19 protein-coding genes and 1 tRNA gene are annotated in these 14,171 nt (G+C 63.3%); 11 read left to right on the forward strand and 9 right to left on the reverse strand.

Translation table 11 applies throughout. The features are described 5' to 3' along the window. Window positions 1-111: 111 nt before the first annotated feature. The 3 genes from gor to rpiA form a co-directional block, all read right to left on the reverse strand. Complete coding sequence (gene gor / locus H1343_RS10100; RefSeq protein WP_185982795.1) at window positions 112-1,512, reverse strand: glutathione-disulfide reductase; 1,401 nt, start codon at window positions 1,510-1,512, stop codon at window positions 112-114. 76 nt (window positions 1,513-1,588) lie between these two features. Continuing rightward, entirely contained in the window at window positions 1,589-2,122 is a 534-nt protein-coding gene (locus H1343_RS10105; protein ID WP_185982796.1) for a DUF2059 domain-containing protein, read from the reverse strand. An 87-nt stretch (window positions 2,123-2,209) separates the two neighbouring features. After that, window positions 2,210-2,905: a ribose-5-phosphate isomerase RpiA gene (gene rpiA, locus H1343_RS10110; RefSeq protein WP_185982797.1), complete on the reverse strand. Its 696-nt coding sequence runs from the start codon at window positions 2,903-2,905 to the stop codon at window positions 2,210-2,212. A gap of 178 nt (window positions 2,906-3,083) precedes the next feature. On the opposite strand from rpiA, the gene H1343_RS10115 reads away from it, so the two are divergent. From H1343_RS10115 to H1343_RS10140, 6 genes are all read left to right on the forward strand, one after another. Then, complete coding sequence (locus H1343_RS10115; RefSeq protein WP_185982798.1) at window positions 3,084-3,833, forward strand: HAD hydrolase-like protein; 750 nt, start codon at window positions 3,084-3,086, stop codon at window positions 3,831-3,833. Window positions 3,834-3,897: 64 nt separating this feature from the next. Continuing rightward, a tRNA-Val gene (locus H1343_RS10120) sits at window positions 3,898-3,972 on the forward strand. A 171-nt stretch (window positions 3,973-4,143) separates the two neighbouring features. Next, window positions 4,144-4,392: a hypothetical protein gene (locus H1343_RS10125; protein ID WP_185982799.1), complete on the forward strand. Its 249-nt coding sequence runs from the start codon at window positions 4,144-4,146 to the stop codon at window positions 4,390-4,392. A 126-nt stretch (window positions 4,393-4,518) separates the two neighbouring features. Beyond that, window positions 4,519-4,938 (forward strand): NUDIX domain-containing protein, encoded by a 420-nt coding sequence (locus tag H1343_RS10130; protein ID WP_185982800.1) that lies wholly within the window; start codon window positions 4,519-4,521, stop codon window positions 4,936-4,938. Between the two features lie 177 nt (window positions 4,939-5,115). Further along, the gene (locus H1343_RS10135) at window positions 5,116-5,442 is read left to right on the forward strand and encodes a hypothetical protein (protein ID WP_185982801.1); all 327 of its coding nucleotides are present in this window, start codon (window positions 5,116-5,118) and stop codon (window positions 5,440-5,442) included. Between the two features lie 199 nt (window positions 5,443-5,641). Further along, a complete protein-coding gene (locus H1343_RS10140; RefSeq protein ID WP_185982802.1) occupies window positions 5,642-6,139 on the forward strand; it encodes a thermonuclease family protein in 498 nt (165 codons plus the stop codon). Window positions 6,140-6,251: 112 nt separating this feature from the next. Here H1343_RS10140 and H1343_RS10145 read toward each other — a convergent pair whose 3' ends face one another. Further along, the gene (locus H1343_RS10145; RefSeq protein ID WP_185982803.1) at window positions 6,252-6,488 is read right to left on the reverse strand and encodes a hypothetical protein; all 237 of its coding nucleotides are present in this window, start codon (window positions 6,486-6,488) and stop codon (window positions 6,252-6,254) included. Window positions 6,489-7,002: 514 nt separating this feature from the next. Between H1343_RS10145 and H1343_RS10150 the strand changes: the two genes are divergently transcribed. From H1343_RS10150 to H1343_RS10160, 3 genes are read left to right on the forward strand one after another with little or no spacing between them, the layout of a single operon-like run. Beyond that, the gene (locus tag H1343_RS10150; RefSeq protein WP_185982804.1) at window positions 7,003-7,725 is read left to right on the forward strand and encodes an SDR family oxidoreductase; all 723 of its coding nucleotides are present in this window, start codon (window positions 7,003-7,005) and stop codon (window positions 7,723-7,725) included. A gap of 49 nt (window positions 7,726-7,774) precedes the next feature. Beyond that, a complete protein-coding gene (locus H1343_RS10155; RefSeq protein ID WP_185982805.1) occupies window positions 7,775-8,281 on the forward strand; it encodes a nuclear transport factor 2 family protein in 507 nt (168 codons plus the stop codon). 60 nt (window positions 8,282-8,341) lie between these two features. Beyond that, on the forward strand, window positions 8,342-8,656 hold the full coding sequence (locus H1343_RS10160; protein WP_185985594.1) for an Atu4866 domain-containing protein: 315 nt from the start codon (window positions 8,342-8,344) through the stop codon (window positions 8,654-8,656). 257 nt (window positions 8,657-8,913) lie between these two features. Here H1343_RS10160 and H1343_RS10165 read toward each other — a convergent pair whose 3' ends face one another. After that, on the reverse strand, window positions 8,914-9,651 hold the full coding sequence (locus H1343_RS10165; protein WP_185982806.1) for an SDR family oxidoreductase: 738 nt from the start codon (window positions 9,649-9,651) through the stop codon (window positions 8,914-8,916). Window positions 9,652-9,746: 95 nt separating this feature from the next. Here H1343_RS10165 and H1343_RS10170 point away from each other — a divergent pair, with 95 nt between their 5' ends. After that, window positions 9,747-10,676, forward strand: a complete 930-nt coding sequence (locus H1343_RS10170; protein WP_185982807.1) for an AraC family transcriptional regulator — start codon at window positions 9,747-9,749, stop codon at window positions 10,674-10,676. Between the two features lie 107 nt (window positions 10,677-10,783). On the opposite strand, the gene H1343_RS10175 is transcribed toward H1343_RS10170, so the two are convergent. Continuing rightward, on the reverse strand, window positions 10,784-11,551 hold the full coding sequence (locus H1343_RS10175; RefSeq protein ID WP_185982808.1) for a hypothetical protein: 768 nt from the start codon (window positions 11,549-11,551) through the stop codon (window positions 10,784-10,786). Window positions 11,552-11,918: 367 nt separating this feature from the next. On the opposite strand from H1343_RS10175, the gene H1343_RS10180 reads away from it, so the two are divergent. After that, complete coding sequence (locus H1343_RS10180) at window positions 11,919-13,037, forward strand: acyltransferase family protein (protein ID WP_210270022.1); 1,119 nt, start codon at window positions 11,919-11,921, stop codon at window positions 13,035-13,037. A 165-nt stretch (window positions 13,038-13,202) separates the two neighbouring features. On the opposite strand, the gene H1343_RS10185 is transcribed toward H1343_RS10180, so the two are convergent. Genes H1343_RS10185 through H1343_RS10195 form a run of 3 tightly spaced genes read right to left on the reverse strand, consistent with a single transcriptional unit; the run spans window position 13,203 to window position 14,170 of the window. After that, entirely contained in the window at window positions 13,203-13,406 is a 204-nt protein-coding gene (locus tag H1343_RS10185) for a hypothetical protein (RefSeq protein ID WP_185982810.1), read from the reverse strand. After that, window positions 13,403-13,801, reverse strand: a complete 399-nt coding sequence (locus H1343_RS10190; protein WP_185982811.1) for a hypothetical protein — start codon at window positions 13,799-13,801, stop codon at window positions 13,403-13,405. Before H1343_RS10190 ends, H1343_RS10185 begins: the two co-directional genes overlap by 4 nt. Before the next feature lie 24 nt (window positions 13,802-13,825). Continuing rightward, on the reverse strand, window positions 13,826-14,170 hold the full coding sequence (locus H1343_RS10195) for a hypothetical protein (protein ID WP_185982812.1): 345 nt from the start codon (window positions 14,168-14,170) through the stop codon (window positions 13,826-13,828). Window position 14,171: the final 1 nt, after the last annotated feature.

Below are 14,171 nucleotides of genomic sequence, written 5' to 3' on the forward strand. Positions count from 1 at the left end.
AAAGAAAGAGCGCCGTGCCTCATCCGACGCACGGCGCTCTTTTTTTGAATCGACGTCAGGCCCCCTAGCGACCGAACGGGTTTTGCGGGAGCGGCGCAGTCACGCCGCCTGTCAGGCGGCGACGCGCTCGCTGCCTTTAAGACGGTAGCTCGGCGTATACATCGTGACGAGTTCCTCGGCGGCGGCCGGATGCACAGCCATCGTCGCGTCGAAGGCCGCCTTGGTCAGTTTGGCCTTTACACAGATGCCGAGAACCTGTGCGAGCTCGCCCGCATCGGGGCCGAAGACGTGAGCACCGACGACGACGCCGCTCGCGGCCTCCACCACGAGCTTCATCATCGTCTTCTCGTCCCGGCCCGAAAGCGTATGCTTCATCGGCCGGAACGTCGCCTTGTAGATTTCGACCTCGTCGAATTCGCGCGCCGCATGCGCCTCGGTCATCCCGACCGTACCGATCTCGGGCTGCGAGAACACCGCCGTCGGGATCATATCGAAATCCGGTTTTGTCGGTCGGTCGAGATAGATCGTGTCGACGAAGCACATCGCCTCGTGGATCGCGACGGGCGTCAGGGCCACGCGCCCCGTGACGTCGCCGATCGCGTGGATGTGGTCGGCGGTAGTTTTGGAGTATTCGTCGACAACGATGGCGCCGCGCGAGTCCAGCTCGACCCCTGCCTTCTCGCAGCCCAGATCCTCCGTGTTGGGCTTGCGGCCGATGGCCAGCAGCACCTCGTCGGCATCCAGGCAGTCCCCGCTCTTCAGATGCGCCTCGAAACGGCCGTCCGGCTTCTGCACCACCTCGCGCAGCGTATCCTCGCAGCGGATGCGGATGCCCTTCTTCACCATCGCCTGATGCAGTTCATGACGCAGGTCGTCATCGAAGCCCTGCAGGATCTCGCGACCGCGGTAGACGAGCGTCGTCTCGACGCCGAGGCCGTGGAAGACGTTGGCGAACTCAACCGCAATGTAGCCGCCGCCGAGAATCACGACGGAGCGCGGCAGGCGCTTCAGGTGGAACGCCTCGTTCGACGAGATGCAGTGCTCGGCGCCGGGCATGTCGGCGAAGGGATTGGGGCGCCCACCCACCGCTATCAGAATGCGCTCGGCCGTGACCACCTTATCGGTCGCCAGCAGACGGATCTCGTGCGGCCCTTCGAGCACGGCGCGCGTTGCCAGAAGCTCCGCACCGGCGCCTTCGAGATTGCGCCGGTAGATGCTCTCCAGGCGGTCAATCTCGTTATCCTTGTTGGCGATCAGCTTGGCCCAGTCGAAGCTGCGCGAGCCGACCGACCAGCCGTAGCCGGCCGCGTCCTCAAAGGATTCGGAGAACTGCGAGGCGTAGACGAGGAGCTTCTTCGGCACGCAGCCGCGGATGACGCAGGTGCCGCCGAAACGGAACTCCTCCGCGATCGCAACGCGCTTGCCGAGCGCCGCCGAACGGCGCGCCGCGCGCACCCCGCCGGAGCCGCCGCCGATGACGAAGAGGTCGTAGTCGTAAGAGGGTTTCGTCACGATTCGCCGGTCCTTCAAACGAAAAGGGCGGCCGAGAGGGCCGCCCGAATGCCGATAGCGCGTTACGCCCTGGAAATCACTGCGCGGGGCTCGCCGCAGCCTCCGCAGGCGGGGCTAGATCGCGCATGCCCGCCTCGGAAGCGGTGCGCAGGTCGCGTACGATGCCGTTCGCCCAGATATCGGCGGCCGACATCATCTCGCGCGTGGCGAGAGGCCCCTGGTTGATCAGCTTGCGGCCGGCCTCCGAGGTATAGAACTGCGAAATCTCGCGCAGTTCCTGCTCGGTGAAGACGCGCGAATAGATGCGGGCAATCTCATTCTCGAGCGCGGCGCGCCGCGGCGCAAGCTCGATGGCGTTGTCGTCCACCATCGCCGAAATCTCGTTCTGGAGATTGGGGTTGTTGACGATCAGCTCCGCCTTGATCTGCGTCGCCGCGTTGATCAGCACCTCGTCGAACTGATCGGTGGTGTCGATCGCGGCGACCGCCTCGCGCGCTGCGGCCAGATGGGAGGGGCTCGCATCCTGCGCCTGCGCCGCGCCTGCCGAAAGGATCGTGGCGAGTGCCGCGAAAGCCATGCCGGCGTTCCGCCAGGTTTGGGTGAAAGCCATCAACTCTTCTTCTCCATCGGTCTTGGCCGGGTGAACGTTACGGTCACTAGGACGATCGCCCTGTTGCCGCAAGCCTTCGCCGCGCAATCAGCGGCCGATCCGCCGGACGCCGGACGGCCCGGCGAGGATCAATTCCTGCGCGAGACCGATGAACAGGCCGTGCTCGACCACGCCCGGCACGGCGTGAAGCGCCACAGACAGCGCTTCTGGATCGCGAATGAGGCCAAATGATGCGTCAAGAATAAGGTGCCCCCCATCGGTGATGAACGGTTCCTCGCCGCGCTTGCGCAACATGATCGTGCCCGCAAGCCCTTGTGCCGCCGCCACCTTTTCGATCGCCAGCACGGTCGCCGTCAGCCCGAAGCCGTTGACCTCGATCGGGAGAGGAAAGGCGCCGAGGGCATCGACCAGCTTGCTTTCGTCCGCGATCACGATCATGCGCCGCGAGGCCGCCGCGACGATCTTCTCGCGCAGGAGCGCGCCGCCGCCGCCCTTGACGAGCCGCAGATCGCCATCGGTCTCGTCCGCACCGTCGATGGTCAGGTCGAGTTCGGGCGTCTCGTCCAGCGTCGTCAAGCTCACGCCGACTTCCTCGCAAAGGGCTGCGGTGCGGGAAGACGTCGGCACGCCGATGACCTTCAGCCCGCTGGCGACCTGTTCGCCAAGGAGCTTCACGAAGGCCTCCGCCGTCGAGCCGGAGCCGATGCCGAGACGCATCCCGTCGCGCACCTCGCCCAGCGCCTCGCGCGCCGCTTCCCGTTTCAATTCCGCCGCATCCGCCATGACTTCGCTCCCCGCGCTCGCGGCTCTCTCCTACAGCATCGACGCGGGGATGGAAGGGCCGCGCCTGTGGCCGGTTTGCGCCAACGCGGGCGCGAACCGACCCGAGAGCAGCCTCGCGCAAGCCTGAAGCGGCGCCGCGCCTTGACGGGCGGGCGGGCCTTCGCAATCTGCCGAAGGGATGAGCCAGCTTCGCGTCACGCCCCCTCGCCCTTCCCCCGTGCCTTACGATCCAGCGGAGGACGGCCCCCTCCTCGCCGTCTTCGATCTCGACGGGACGCTTGTCGACAGTGCGCCGGACCTCGCCGCCAGCCTCAACCATTGCCTGCGCGGCGCCGGAATGGACGAGATTGGCCTCGACGACATCCGCCCCAATGCCGGCAAGGGCGTGCGCGTGATGCTCGAATACGCCTATGATCGTGCCGGCGTGCCGCTCGACGAAGACTTAAGGGCCGCGCATACAGAGCGGTTCCTAGCGCATTACCAGGCCCACATAGCCGATCTATCGCAGCCCTTTCCGGGAACCGTCGAGATGCTGGAGCGCCTTGCGGCGTGCGGCGTCGTCATGGCGGTGTGCACCAACAAATTCGAAGGCCTCGCGCGCAGCCTTTTGGACGCGCTCGGCCTCTCCTGCCATTTCGCCACCGTCTGCGGCGCGGATACCTTCGCCCGGCGCAAGCCCGATCCGATCCATCTTCTCGGAACGATCGAGCGCGCCGGCAGCAACGCCGCTCGCGCGGTGATGATCGGCGACACGATGACCGACATCGACGCGGCCTTCGCCTGTGGCATTCCTTCGATCCTGGCCGATTTCGGCTACGAGCCGGACGAGACCGCGCGGAGGGCGGCGACGCGCGTGATCTCGGACTTTGCCGCCATCGACGCGGATATGCTGGAAAGGCTTCTCGCCCGCCGCCTCGCGGCCGGTTGACGAAGGCGGGCGCCTCCGACTATATCGCCTGACCCGACGACGCGAGACGCCTCGCCGTCCGGCCGGGCGCGTAGCTCAGCGGGAGAGCACTCCCTTCACACGGGAGGGGTCACAGGTTCAATCCCTGTCGCGCCCACCATGTTTTCAGGGGTTTCCGGCCACTCCACCTCGTAGAACGAAGCACCTCAAAGCGGAACAGTGCATGAACGTGCGTGCTGGTGCGGGGGAAAATCGGGGGAATGTGGGGAGCCATGTTCGCTTGACGTTCTTTGTCCCCACATATCGCGATCTGTGGAAACCGGAGCTCGCCATGCCCGCCAAGACTCTCTACATCGTCCAGCAGTTCGAGCGGCAGGGGAAGAAGCTCGTCGCCGGCCGTCAGATGGAGTTTCCATCCGCCCAGGCGGCCGTGGCGCGGGCCGATCGTGACGCAGAGCGCCTGGCAGGCGTTGTCGCCATCACGCAAACGGTGGACACGGACACGGGCGAGGTTCTGGAGGAGCCGGCCGTGCTGGCGCGGCACGGCGATCTGCCGGCGGGCATGTTCGGGGAGGATTGAGGGCTGCCGTTTTGCAAGCGGGGGCAAACCCTGTCCCAAAGGCCGACCTGGAGGCTGAGTTCACGGCCATAGCTGCTTACCTGGTGGCGGGATATGAGGTGTCTTCAGAATCAAGGTGGATCGTTAATGGTGAACATCGAAGCCGTTGGGCCGCGTGTAGGATGCGGCGCAGCCATCATCGAGAACGGAAGGATTCTCCTAGTTCGGAGACGACGTCAGCCCGAGGCGGGATGTTGGGGGTTGCCTGGTGGCAAGGTCGATCTCTTCGAGCCAGTCGCCAAGGCTGTCGCGCGCGAGATACGCGAAGAACTCGGCATCACCATCGAGCCGATCGATCTGCTCTGCGTTGTAGATCAAATCGATCAGGTGAACGGTCAACACTGGATCGCTCCGGTGTTTCGCGTCGATCGCCACGAAGGTACGCCATCCATCTTGGAACCCGACGCGCTGTCGAGCCTAGAATGGTTCGATTTAGATGGCTTGCCCGCGGGCCTTACCGAAGCGACCAAGCAGGCTGTTGCTGCGCTTCAGCGCGAAACGGTCTGACCTTGCCATCGTTGGTCTGGCTATGGACGCAGCGGTGTCCGCGATCGACGAGGGCTTCGTGTGAGAAACCGATGCCTGGTGAAGCTCGACCTCGCTCAGTGGATCACAGGCCGAGGCATGAAAGGCGTGGTTCATGCTGACGGATGATGGGCTGCTCCTCCAGGATGAAGACGAAGCGTGAAAGCACTTCGCCGACGCGATGCGCTCGAGCTCGTCCGCAAAGCCTGCAATGAAGCTCAGGTGAGCGGTGAGGCCGACCAGTCGCGCTGGCTTTACCTCTTCGACCAGCAGGTGGCATCAGCGAGCAAGAAGACGCCGGAAGCGACGAGGCGATACCGCATGAAGTTGCGTCGCGACCTCGTCCAACAGCTCGCCTCGCTGGAAGGCGATGCGCTTTACCTGCCGCACCATGCAACAGATCCGGGCTATCAGGCCTGCGTGAAGCTTTACCGTGCCTTGATACGGCTGCTTGAGAGGCGTTTGGCTGAGAGCATGTCGGGCTGATTGAGAAGCGCTTTCCGCAGAAGCGGTTAGCGATCGCAACGCGACCTTCACCTATTCCCCGCAGATTGGTTAGATGAGAGCCCGACGCAGACAACGCGGAGACGGTTGGGAAAAGAGCGTGCTGTCGTGGCGATCAGCCAGGCAGCGCCTTTCACCGGCTGCAAAGCGGCGGCGCGATGCAAGTGGTGAACCGCGGCTCATGCTTCTGGTATCTGCCTGCCTTTTTGCCTTTGCTGCCCCCTTCGCCGTTCAGTCGTCAGGCGTGCTTGATCTGCGCGCAGCCGGTTGGTCGGTGCCGTCCGCGACAGCTGCTGATAGCAACGCCCCTGCTCTCGCCGTTCCCGTCTGCTCGGGCGGCAATCGCGCAGAACGTCGCCTTACCTGTGTTGTAGACGGCGATACAGGCTGGGAAGACGGCGTGAAATGGCGCCTGACATCACGCTCTGGCGGCGTGGACGCGCCGGAAATCAGCAGACCGGAGTGCTCGGCCGAGCGTGCTGCCGGCGATCGCGCAACACGCCGCCTGCAAGCGCTGATGGCCGGCGGCTATTCCATGAAGACTACCGGCACTGATCGCTACGATCGCGAGCTCGTTGTCATCACACTCGCTGACGGCCGCGATGCCGGTGAGATCCTGATCGCCGAAGGGCTGGCACAGTCTTGGCCGAACAGCGGCAATCCGTGGTGCCGATCGTGAAACCCGCTTGGCGAGACCCGTGGTTCGTGGCCGCTATAGTGTTCGGCGCTGCCAGTCTCTTGATGACCGTGGTTAAGGTGATGGCGTTCTTCGCCTAAAGCTCCCGGTCTTCCTACGCCGGGCGATGCCGCGTCTCGATGCGCAGAAGATGCCGAACCACGGCGCCCTGCTTCTCCGAAGCCTGTAGCGAGACGCCCTCCACTTCAATGTAATCCCGCTTACCGCACTTCGCGCATTTGAGGCGCTGCCGCATCGAATCCACCTCGCGATCCCCGACAAGCCTGATCATGTCCGTGAGCCAGTAGAGCCGGGGCGGCGTCCGGCACAGGAAACAGGTGATGCGGATCATCTGCCCGAGGTCGTGGCGTTGGCTGAGGCGGAGGCCGCTGTTGTCTCGTCGCGTCATGCAAACATATGGAGAACGCCGGGACGTTTCGGCAGGCGCACAGCCCCAACGGTGCGCGCCAGGATCCTGCGCGACACCGGCCCACCTACACGCTTTGGGCTTGCTCCGACCCGCACTTTCTTGATTTCCACAAACGGTCCCTCCGGGGACCGAACCAGCGCCGCGCCCGTATCGGTCAGCCGGACCGAACGAGTAGTCCGTACAACCAACGCGATGCCGAGCGGCTCCTCAGGTGGCCGGACCAACTAGCTGACGCCGAGTGGGTTACCCTACCCGGTCGGACGCAGCGCGAAAATTCTGCTCTTCGCGATGGTTAGGAGGAGGGGCAGCAGGTTGGGGTCCATGGTGATTGTCCAGCTTTCCTAACCAAGCTGCAAAGGAACCGGTCTCTACCAGCTACAAAGAATGGCGTGAATTATACCGGGACAGCTACGAGCCAGATCGGAAGATGATTCACATGGACAAGGTCGTTCTAATTACCGGCGCCTCAAGCGGGATCGGCGAAGGCATCGCGCGCGCCCTGGGCGTAGCCGGTGCGAAATTACTTCTCGGCGGCCGGCGGACAAACCGGCTTGAGGCGATCGCGAAGGAGATCGTGGCGGCCGGCGGAACGGCAGAAGTACGGTCGCTCGACGTCACCAGCCGGAAGGACATGTTCGCCTTTGCCACCGCCGCGCTTGAGCTCTGGGGGCGGATCGACGTGCTGGTAAATAATGCCGGCGTGATGCCGCTTTCACCGATGTCAGCGGGCAAGCATGATGAATGGGAGCGCATGATCGACGTCAACGTCAAAGGGGTGCTGTGGGGCATCGGCGCGGTCCTTCCATCGATGGACCGACAGCAATCAGGTCAAATCATCAACATTGCTTCGATCGGCGCGCTTAACGCAGTACCGACGGCCGCCGTCTACTGTGGCACGAAATTCGCAGTCCGAGCGATCTCAGACGGTCTTCGCCAAGAGAACAGCCATATCCGCGTGACCTGCGTCAATCCGGGTGTGGTCGAGAGCGAATTAGCCAGCACCATCACGCACGAAGAGACCATGGCGTTCATGGAGGAGTATCGCGCCATTGCCCTGCAGCCCGCCGATATCGGCCGCCTTGTCCGTCATGTGATCGAAAGCCCTGACAATGTCGGCGTGAACGAGATCACCGTTCGCCCCCAAGGGCAGCAGGGATGAACAAAACAATTCGGTCGTTCAAATTTTCTCACAGTGAAGGAGAGTAAACATGAAGCGTTCCTACATCCGGCACGGCCTGTGTCTTTCGCTTGTCGCCGCCGGCCTAGCCGCCTTGGGGACGCTGGCGCGGGCCGAAGCGCCTGATCCTGCCGCCGAACGGAACGCGGCCATCGTCCGCGAGGCCTTTGATCGCTGGGCCGCCGGCGGTAGCGTTTTTGATCCGCTGTTGTCGCCCGAACTGAGGTGGACGATCCACGGCTCCGGGCCGGTGGCGGGAACTTATGACCGTGAAAGCTTCCTCGAAGATGCTTCCATTCCGCTCGTCAGTCGGCTTTCAGAGCCTGTGGTGCCCGAGGTTCACGCGATCTGGTCGGTCGGCGACACGGTGATCGTCCGCTTCGACGGCTCGGGCACCACCACCTCGGGCGCGCCATATGAGAACCAGTTTGTCTGGATCTTCCAGATGGAAGACGGGCTCGTCGTGGAGGCCGAAGCTTTTCTTGACCTCGTCGCCTACGACGAAGTGGTCGAGAACAACGAGCCACTCGCCGAATGACTTGTCACAAGCGCCCCCGACAGGGCGCTTGATCCTCCTATCCTGATCAGGATTAAGATGATGCAGAAGAAACTAGCGTCCGCGATAGCCCTTGCAGTCCTCACCCAAACCGCCGAGGCTGAGACCGTAAAGCTCACAGCCAATCACCCCTACGTCGGAATGTGGGTGACGGATGACAACCGGATCCGCCACGAGTTGCTTCCGAACGGTCGATACGACGAAGCACGCGGCACGCGCGAAAGCGCTTATCAAGGCCGCTACGAGGTGGAGGGTAACTACATCCAATATTGGGATGATACCGGCTTTACCGCTGACGGCACTTTCGTCGATCGGGATACGCTGCACCATGGTGGCATGATCCTTCGGCGCCAGTGAGACGCGCATGAAAGGACATGAGCTAGGTCCTGTTGACAAAGTGGGTTCCGGATCGACTGAGTCGTGGTTCAAGGTTTCCTTTTAGGAGGTGGCACTGGCGCGGGGCGATCTGTCGGACGAGGAATGGGTGGTCATCAGCGAGCTTCTGCCAGGCATATCGGGGAGGATTGACGCCACCGGCAGCCTTCGACCCATTCACGTCATTGGGACCGCCGCGTGAAAGTACCCGAAAGCCGACATCCATTGCCCTTGGCCTCTCAATCCTGCGCGGTAGGCCGGACGACGATGCTGCCGATTTCAACGTCGTCTGGCTGCTCGATCGCAAAGGCAATGGCCCGCGCGATGGCGTCCGGCGAGATGGCGAGTTCCTGCTTCTGCCGGCTGACTGCTTCTCGAACGACCGGATCGGTGATCGAAGAATCGACGAATGTCGTGTCGATGAACCCCGGAGACACCTCGGTGACCCGGAGGCCCGGCACACATTCCTGCCGAAGAGCCTCGGTCGCCGTCCGCAGCGCATTCTTGGTCGCGGCGTAGACCCCCATGGTCGGGACGATCTTCAGCCCGGCGGTCGAGATGACATTCACGACGTGGCCGCTACGCTGGGCGCTGAAGATCGGCAGCACCGCCGCGATCCCATAGAGAGCGCCCTTCAGGTTGACGTCGATCATCGCGTCCCAGTCATCGAGCCGTAGAGCGTCAAAGCGGGAGATTGGTCCGATCCCGGCGTTGTTGACGATCACGTCCAGTCGGCCGAACCGATCCTGGGCCAAGCCAGCAAGGGCCTCGAGATCCGCGCGGCGGATTACGTCCACCCTTCGAAAGACGACGCTTCCGCCTTTATCCTCGATCTCGCCGGAAACGGTGGCGATCTCGTCCTCGGTTCTCGCTCCCAGCACGAGGCGAGCTCCGCGTGCGGCAAGGTTCAGAGCCGTGGCTCGGCCGATCCCTCGTCCGGCCCCGGTGATGGCGACGATCTTGTTCGCGACGGTCATGAACACCTCCTTGGTTGAGAGGAGCAAGCCTATGAGAGCGCCGCGAGCGGCTCTATGTTCGATAAACCGTTTTCCTGTCGCGATCCGCCAAAGTCATGCTTGATCCGTTTTCCCAAGTGGTGTCGCTCCTCGGCACAAGAAGCGTCCGCGGTACCAGCCTCGAGGCATCGGGCGACTGGTCGCTATCATTCGACGGCCGGGCACGCCTGAAGTTCGTGGCGGTGACGCGTGGTCAATGCTGGCTCCTGCTTCCAGACAGGCAGCCGGAGCCGGTGGAGGATGGTGACGTCGTTCTCCTGAGCGACACGCGCTACGCCGTGGCGAGTGATCTCGGCATCGAACCTGTCGACGGCATGAAGCTCTACGCCGGTCCGGGACAGGACGTGGTGCGGTTGGGTGATGGTGGCGACACTGCGATGATAGGGGGCGGTAGCGGCTTTGCGAACGGCTGCGCCCCGTTCGTTCTCGAGGCCCTGCCACGGTTTCTTCGGATCGATCGCGTGTCGCCGAGCGCAAAGGCCATCGCGCGGACACTGGCCTCGCTGCGGGCGGAGGTTGAAAATCCGGGTATCGGGAGTTCACTCATTGCCGCCCGCCTGGCCGAGATTCTCGTCGCCGAGGCCGTCCGCGCCTTCGTCACCGCAGGGTCACGCGACGGCATCGGATGGATCGCCGCTTTGTCGAATCCCCGCTTGGCCAAAGCGATCGGCCTGATGCACGACGACGTCGCCCACCGATGGACGGCACCCCTCCTCGCGCGAGAGGTCGGCATGTCTCGCTCGGCGTTCACGTCCCAATTCACCCGGCGCGTCGGTCGCCCGCCGATGGACTACCTGACCCACTGGCGAATGGTTCTTGCACGACATAAACTGGCCGCAGGGTCAAGCGTCGCCGCCGTCGCCGAGGAGGTTGGCTACAGTTCGCAGAGCGCCTTCACCCAGGCTTTCAAACGGACGCTGGGGCGAACTCCGCGATCAAGGGGAGGCGGCGATGAGCGCGGCAGCTTTCCGCAAGCCCTTTCCTGAAAGCTGCTCGACAGCAAACCACCATACTCCGCCGCCAACGCCTCCCTCGCCTGCCCCACGACCGCCGGATCGATCGCGGCAGCGCTGGCGGCTCACCGCCGACCAAATCAGTCGGCATCTTCCATGTCGCGGAGTATCGCGCCAATCAGCATTCCGGAGAACGAGATCTGAGCCTGGTCCATGTCCTGACGCATGGACTTCGCACGATGAGGCGTCGTGATCGAGACCGCGATGATGTTGTCCTGATGCTGCGTCAGGCAAACTCGGTCTGAAAGAACCATTGGCTCTTCGTCACCAGCGCGCTCTTCCGACTGCTGGCGACGGATGAACCCGCATGCGAGTGATCCGTCGAACGCGTCCGTCCCGTCGATGTCGATCTGGAAGAGGCGAACGGGATCCGTCGTGTAGCCGTCGCCGAGCGCTCCGGTTCCTTCGGACAGGTTCCGCGACAGGAGGTCGAGCATCGCCCTCTGAGCGGCAGGTGTCTCGCCCGAGACGCTGGACCGATCGTCCTCGTCACCATTCTCGTCCGCCTCCGGAGCGCCGAGGACCCTAAGCGTCGCTCGCCCGATCGTCTCGCCGTAGTAGGCGACGAGTTCGCCGTCCTGCATTCCGTGCTCTTTCAGCTCCATGTCGATGATGGCGACCGGAAGGTGCGGCACGTAGTCTTCCGGAGTTGCGTGGGCCGCCGTCGCGATCGTCGTGGTTGCCAAGGCGGTCGCGAAAGTCCGTAGGTACATCGATGCATTGTCCATGCTGGTTTCCAAACGTTGGCTAACCGACACGACGCGTATGCACATAATGTGGCTGCGCCCGGTGAATGCTTCGGTGCCGCGAACGAAGGGCGCATGGCGAGGAGTGAATTCTGAGATCAACCCTACCGCCCTACCGCCTCCCCGTCATCGCCTGCCGCAACTCCCTCACCTGCTCTTTGAGATCGTCCACCGCATGGCGATGGCGGTCGGTGGCCAGCGTCTGTGCCTCCATCGCTGCGGTCTGCGAAGTCAGTGCGAGCGTGTGACCGGCCATCTCGCCGGCCAGCAGCTTCGAATTTCAGCTACCGACTAGAGCGCCGACAATATCAGGACGCCCGGTTGGCGCGAGACACGCAGGCGGTGCCCGCGTATGCCTCTGCACCGATCAACGGATCGCGTACAAGAAGCGCGGCCACCCGGCCTAACGCTCATTCGAAACAGGATGTCTTTCGAAGTGAACAGCCCGAATAGGACCTATATCCCCGAGTTGGACGAACTGCGGGCGTTCGCTGCGTTGCTCGTCATATTCTATCACGGCTTCCAGCTGATCGGCGCGCAGCTTGCGCACGGCACATCGTTCGATCCGTTTTCCCATTGGGTAACGGCCGGAAATCCGCTGATCGCCCTCATCGAGGAGGGGCACTCGGGTGTCGCCCTCTTCGTAGTCCTGTCCGGATTCGTGCTGGCGAACGGACTATTCGGACGCGACGTTCGGTACCCGCTGTTCATCGCCGCGCGCGTCGTTCGTTTGTATCCGCTCATGCTGACAATGACCCTCGCGGCCGCCGCGTCGTTGCAACTGTCGTCCGTAGACGTTCTGAGCAGCCTCCTACCGCTGCCGTCGTACCAACCGTTGCCCTCGCCTTTCACCGCGATGTTCTGGGCGGTGATGGTCGAGTTTCAATGCTACCTTCTGTTTCCCCTTGTGCTGTTTTTCATCAACAGGCGGGGGATCAAGCCGGCGCTTTTGCTCATCGCGGCGGCGATCATGATCCGGTTCATGGTCGTCGCCGTTTCCGACGTCAGCCCCCGAGATCTATCGTACTGGACGATGCTCGGACGCATCGATCAGTTTCTTATCGGGATGTGCCTCGCCTTCCTCGTTTCGCGCCATGATCCCGGCATGCTCCGAGGAGCGAAGCTGTTCCCGCTTGCCGCCGTTGTGGCCTTCGGCCTTCTCTGGGCGTTCAACCGCGCCGGGGGCTGGCCGAACGATGCGACCTGGAAGATCGTCTGGGGAGATGTCGAAGGCCTGATGTGGGCGTTCTTCATCTACACGTTCGTGCCGTTCTCCAGGCGACTTCCGCGAATGATGAAACGGTTCGTCGGCTACGTCGGCGTGATCAGCTTTCCGCTCTACCTCGTCCACTTCGCGGTGATCGGGACGGCGATGCGTCACGGCATCTACGTCACGGTCAGCGGAAACGGGTACTACGACGCCCTTCTGACGACGGCCTTGGTCGTGATCCCGCTCTCGCTGGCCTCAGCAGCCTTGCTTCACTACGCGATCGAGAAGCCGTTCCTCGCCTTCCGCCCTCGCTATGTCGCCGGGCCGGCCCATTCGCCGGTCGAACTGGCCACGGCGGAAGCCCGCAAGGCAGGATAGAGGAGCGGCCGAAACGCAAAAAGCCCGCCGCCTCCGGAGAGACGGCGGGCCCTGGAAGGAACGAGGCTGGGACTTTCGCTTGATAATGAGGATCGCACCGGCCCCGCTGTCCTGCAATCCCGGCGAAGCGGTGCATGACGCGCGCAGCCTCAGTGGTGCCGTTCGCTATCCGTTATCGTCGCGCAGGCCAGTCGGAGGCCGCTGCAATTGGCAAGGCATCTGGGTGATCCCCTCAAGCTGACGGCAGATGGCGTCAATGTTCTCGATGCCACGCTTCCTCGCCTGCTCCTGGTAGACGATCGTCAGCATGACCGCGCCTGTGAAGCAGGCCATCATGCAGAACAGGATCGCGATGTCGCGCTTCCTCATGACTGACCTCCGAAATGGGTCGTCTCGAATTCCGGTATCTCCAGCTTCGCAGCGGCCATGATCCGCTCCAGCTTCCCGACGTGCCTCGCGTAGTCCGAAAGCATGATCTCCTGGCGGTTGATAGTCTGGGCCTGAGCGACCATCGCGGCCTTCATGTCCGTCATCTGACGCGCCTGATCCTGCCGCTGCCATTCGAAATCCTTCCGCAGTTCGGCCATGCGCTCGTCTCCATCAGCCCTCAGATCATCAAGGGCCTTCTGGAGATCCTGCACGCGCCCTTCATGCGTCTTGGCGTTAGCGTTGGCCTGCGACGTGCTCCATGCCAGCAAGCCGCCGAGGATGGCACCGATCGCCGTGAGGACCGCTGCAAACTCGCCTAGGGATAGTCCGGTCACCGGCTCGGCCTCATGGTTTGCGGATTAGGATGCGGCTTCTGGCCGGCGCGCCTGCACCTTCGCCTCGGTGATCTTCGGCAGAAGCAGTTCGCCAATACGCTGATCGTCCAAGGCGAACTTCGCCACGGCGTCAGGCACCGACTGACGCACGTACTCGATGGCTGCGTAGGAAGCGCCCTGCCCCGTGCCGCGTGCTAGAGCCAGCATGGCGGCGCTCTGGAGGGCCGACTGGAGCGCGTCGCGGTGCTTCGCCTCGATGTCGATGCCGAGTTTGCGGAACCATTGCACCAAGGCGGCGACGAGGACCGGGATCAGCGCCATGAGCAGCGCGGCGATGACGGGGGCGAGGATTTCGAGGATGGTTTGCATG

The sequence above is a fragment of the Aureimonas mangrovi genome, assembly GCF_014058705.1.
GTDB lineage: Bacteria > Pseudomonadota > Alphaproteobacteria > Rhizobiales > Rhizobiaceae > Aureimonas > Aureimonas mangrovi.

Excerpts from the sequence above, each read along its gene's own strand:
- H1343_RS10150 (WP_185982804.1), top strand. The coding sequence starts at position 7,003 with ATGGACAAGGTCGTTCTAATTACCGGCGCCTCAAGCGGGATCGGCGAA.
- H1343_RS10165 (WP_185982806.1), bottom strand. The coding sequence starts at position 9,651 with ATGACCGTCGCGAACAAGATCGTCGCCATCACCGGGGCCGGACGAGGG.
- H1343_RS10105 (WP_185982796.1), bottom strand. The coding sequence starts at position 2,122 with ATGGCTTTCACCCAAACCTGGCGGAACGCCGGCATGGCTTTCGCGGCA.
- rpiA (WP_185982797.1), bottom strand. The coding sequence starts at position 2,905 with ATGGCGGATGCGGCGGAATTGAAACGGGAAGCGGCGCGCGAGGCGCTG.
- H1343_RS10125 (WP_185982799.1), top strand. The coding sequence starts at position 4,144 with ATGCCCGCCAAGACTCTCTACATCGTCCAGCAGTTCGAGCGGCAGGGG.
- H1343_RS10115 (WP_185982798.1), top strand. The coding sequence starts at position 3,084 with ATGAGCCAGCTTCGCGTCACGCCCCCTCGCCCTTCCCCCGTGCCTTAC.
- H1343_RS10130 (WP_185982800.1), top strand. The coding sequence starts at position 4,519 with ATGGTGAACATCGAAGCCGTTGGGCCGCGTGTAGGATGCGGCGCAGCC.
- H1343_RS10185 (WP_185982810.1), bottom strand. The coding sequence starts at position 13,406 with ATGAGGAAGCGCGACATCGCGATCCTGTTCTGCATGATGGCCTGCTTC.
- H1343_RS10170 (WP_185982807.1), top strand. The coding sequence starts at position 9,747 with ATGCTTGATCCGTTTTCCCAAGTGGTGTCGCTCCTCGGCACAAGAAGC.
- H1343_RS10155 (WP_185982805.1), top strand. The coding sequence starts at position 7,775 with ATGAAGCGTTCCTACATCCGGCACGGCCTGTGTCTTTCGCTTGTCGCC.
- H1343_RS10160 (WP_185985594.1), top strand. The coding sequence starts at position 8,342 with ATGCAGAAGAAACTAGCGTCCGCGATAGCCCTTGCAGTCCTCACCCAA.
- H1343_RS10145 (WP_185982803.1), bottom strand. The coding sequence starts at position 6,488 with ATGATCCGCATCACCTGTTTCCTGTGCCGGACGCCGCCCCGGCTCTAC.
- H1343_RS10195 (WP_185982812.1), bottom strand. The coding sequence starts at position 14,170 with ATGCAAACCATCCTCGAAATCCTCGCCCCCGTCATCGCCGCGCTGCTC.
- H1343_RS10140 (WP_185982802.1), top strand. The coding sequence starts at position 5,642 with ATGCTTCTGGTATCTGCCTGCCTTTTTGCCTTTGCTGCCCCCTTCGCC.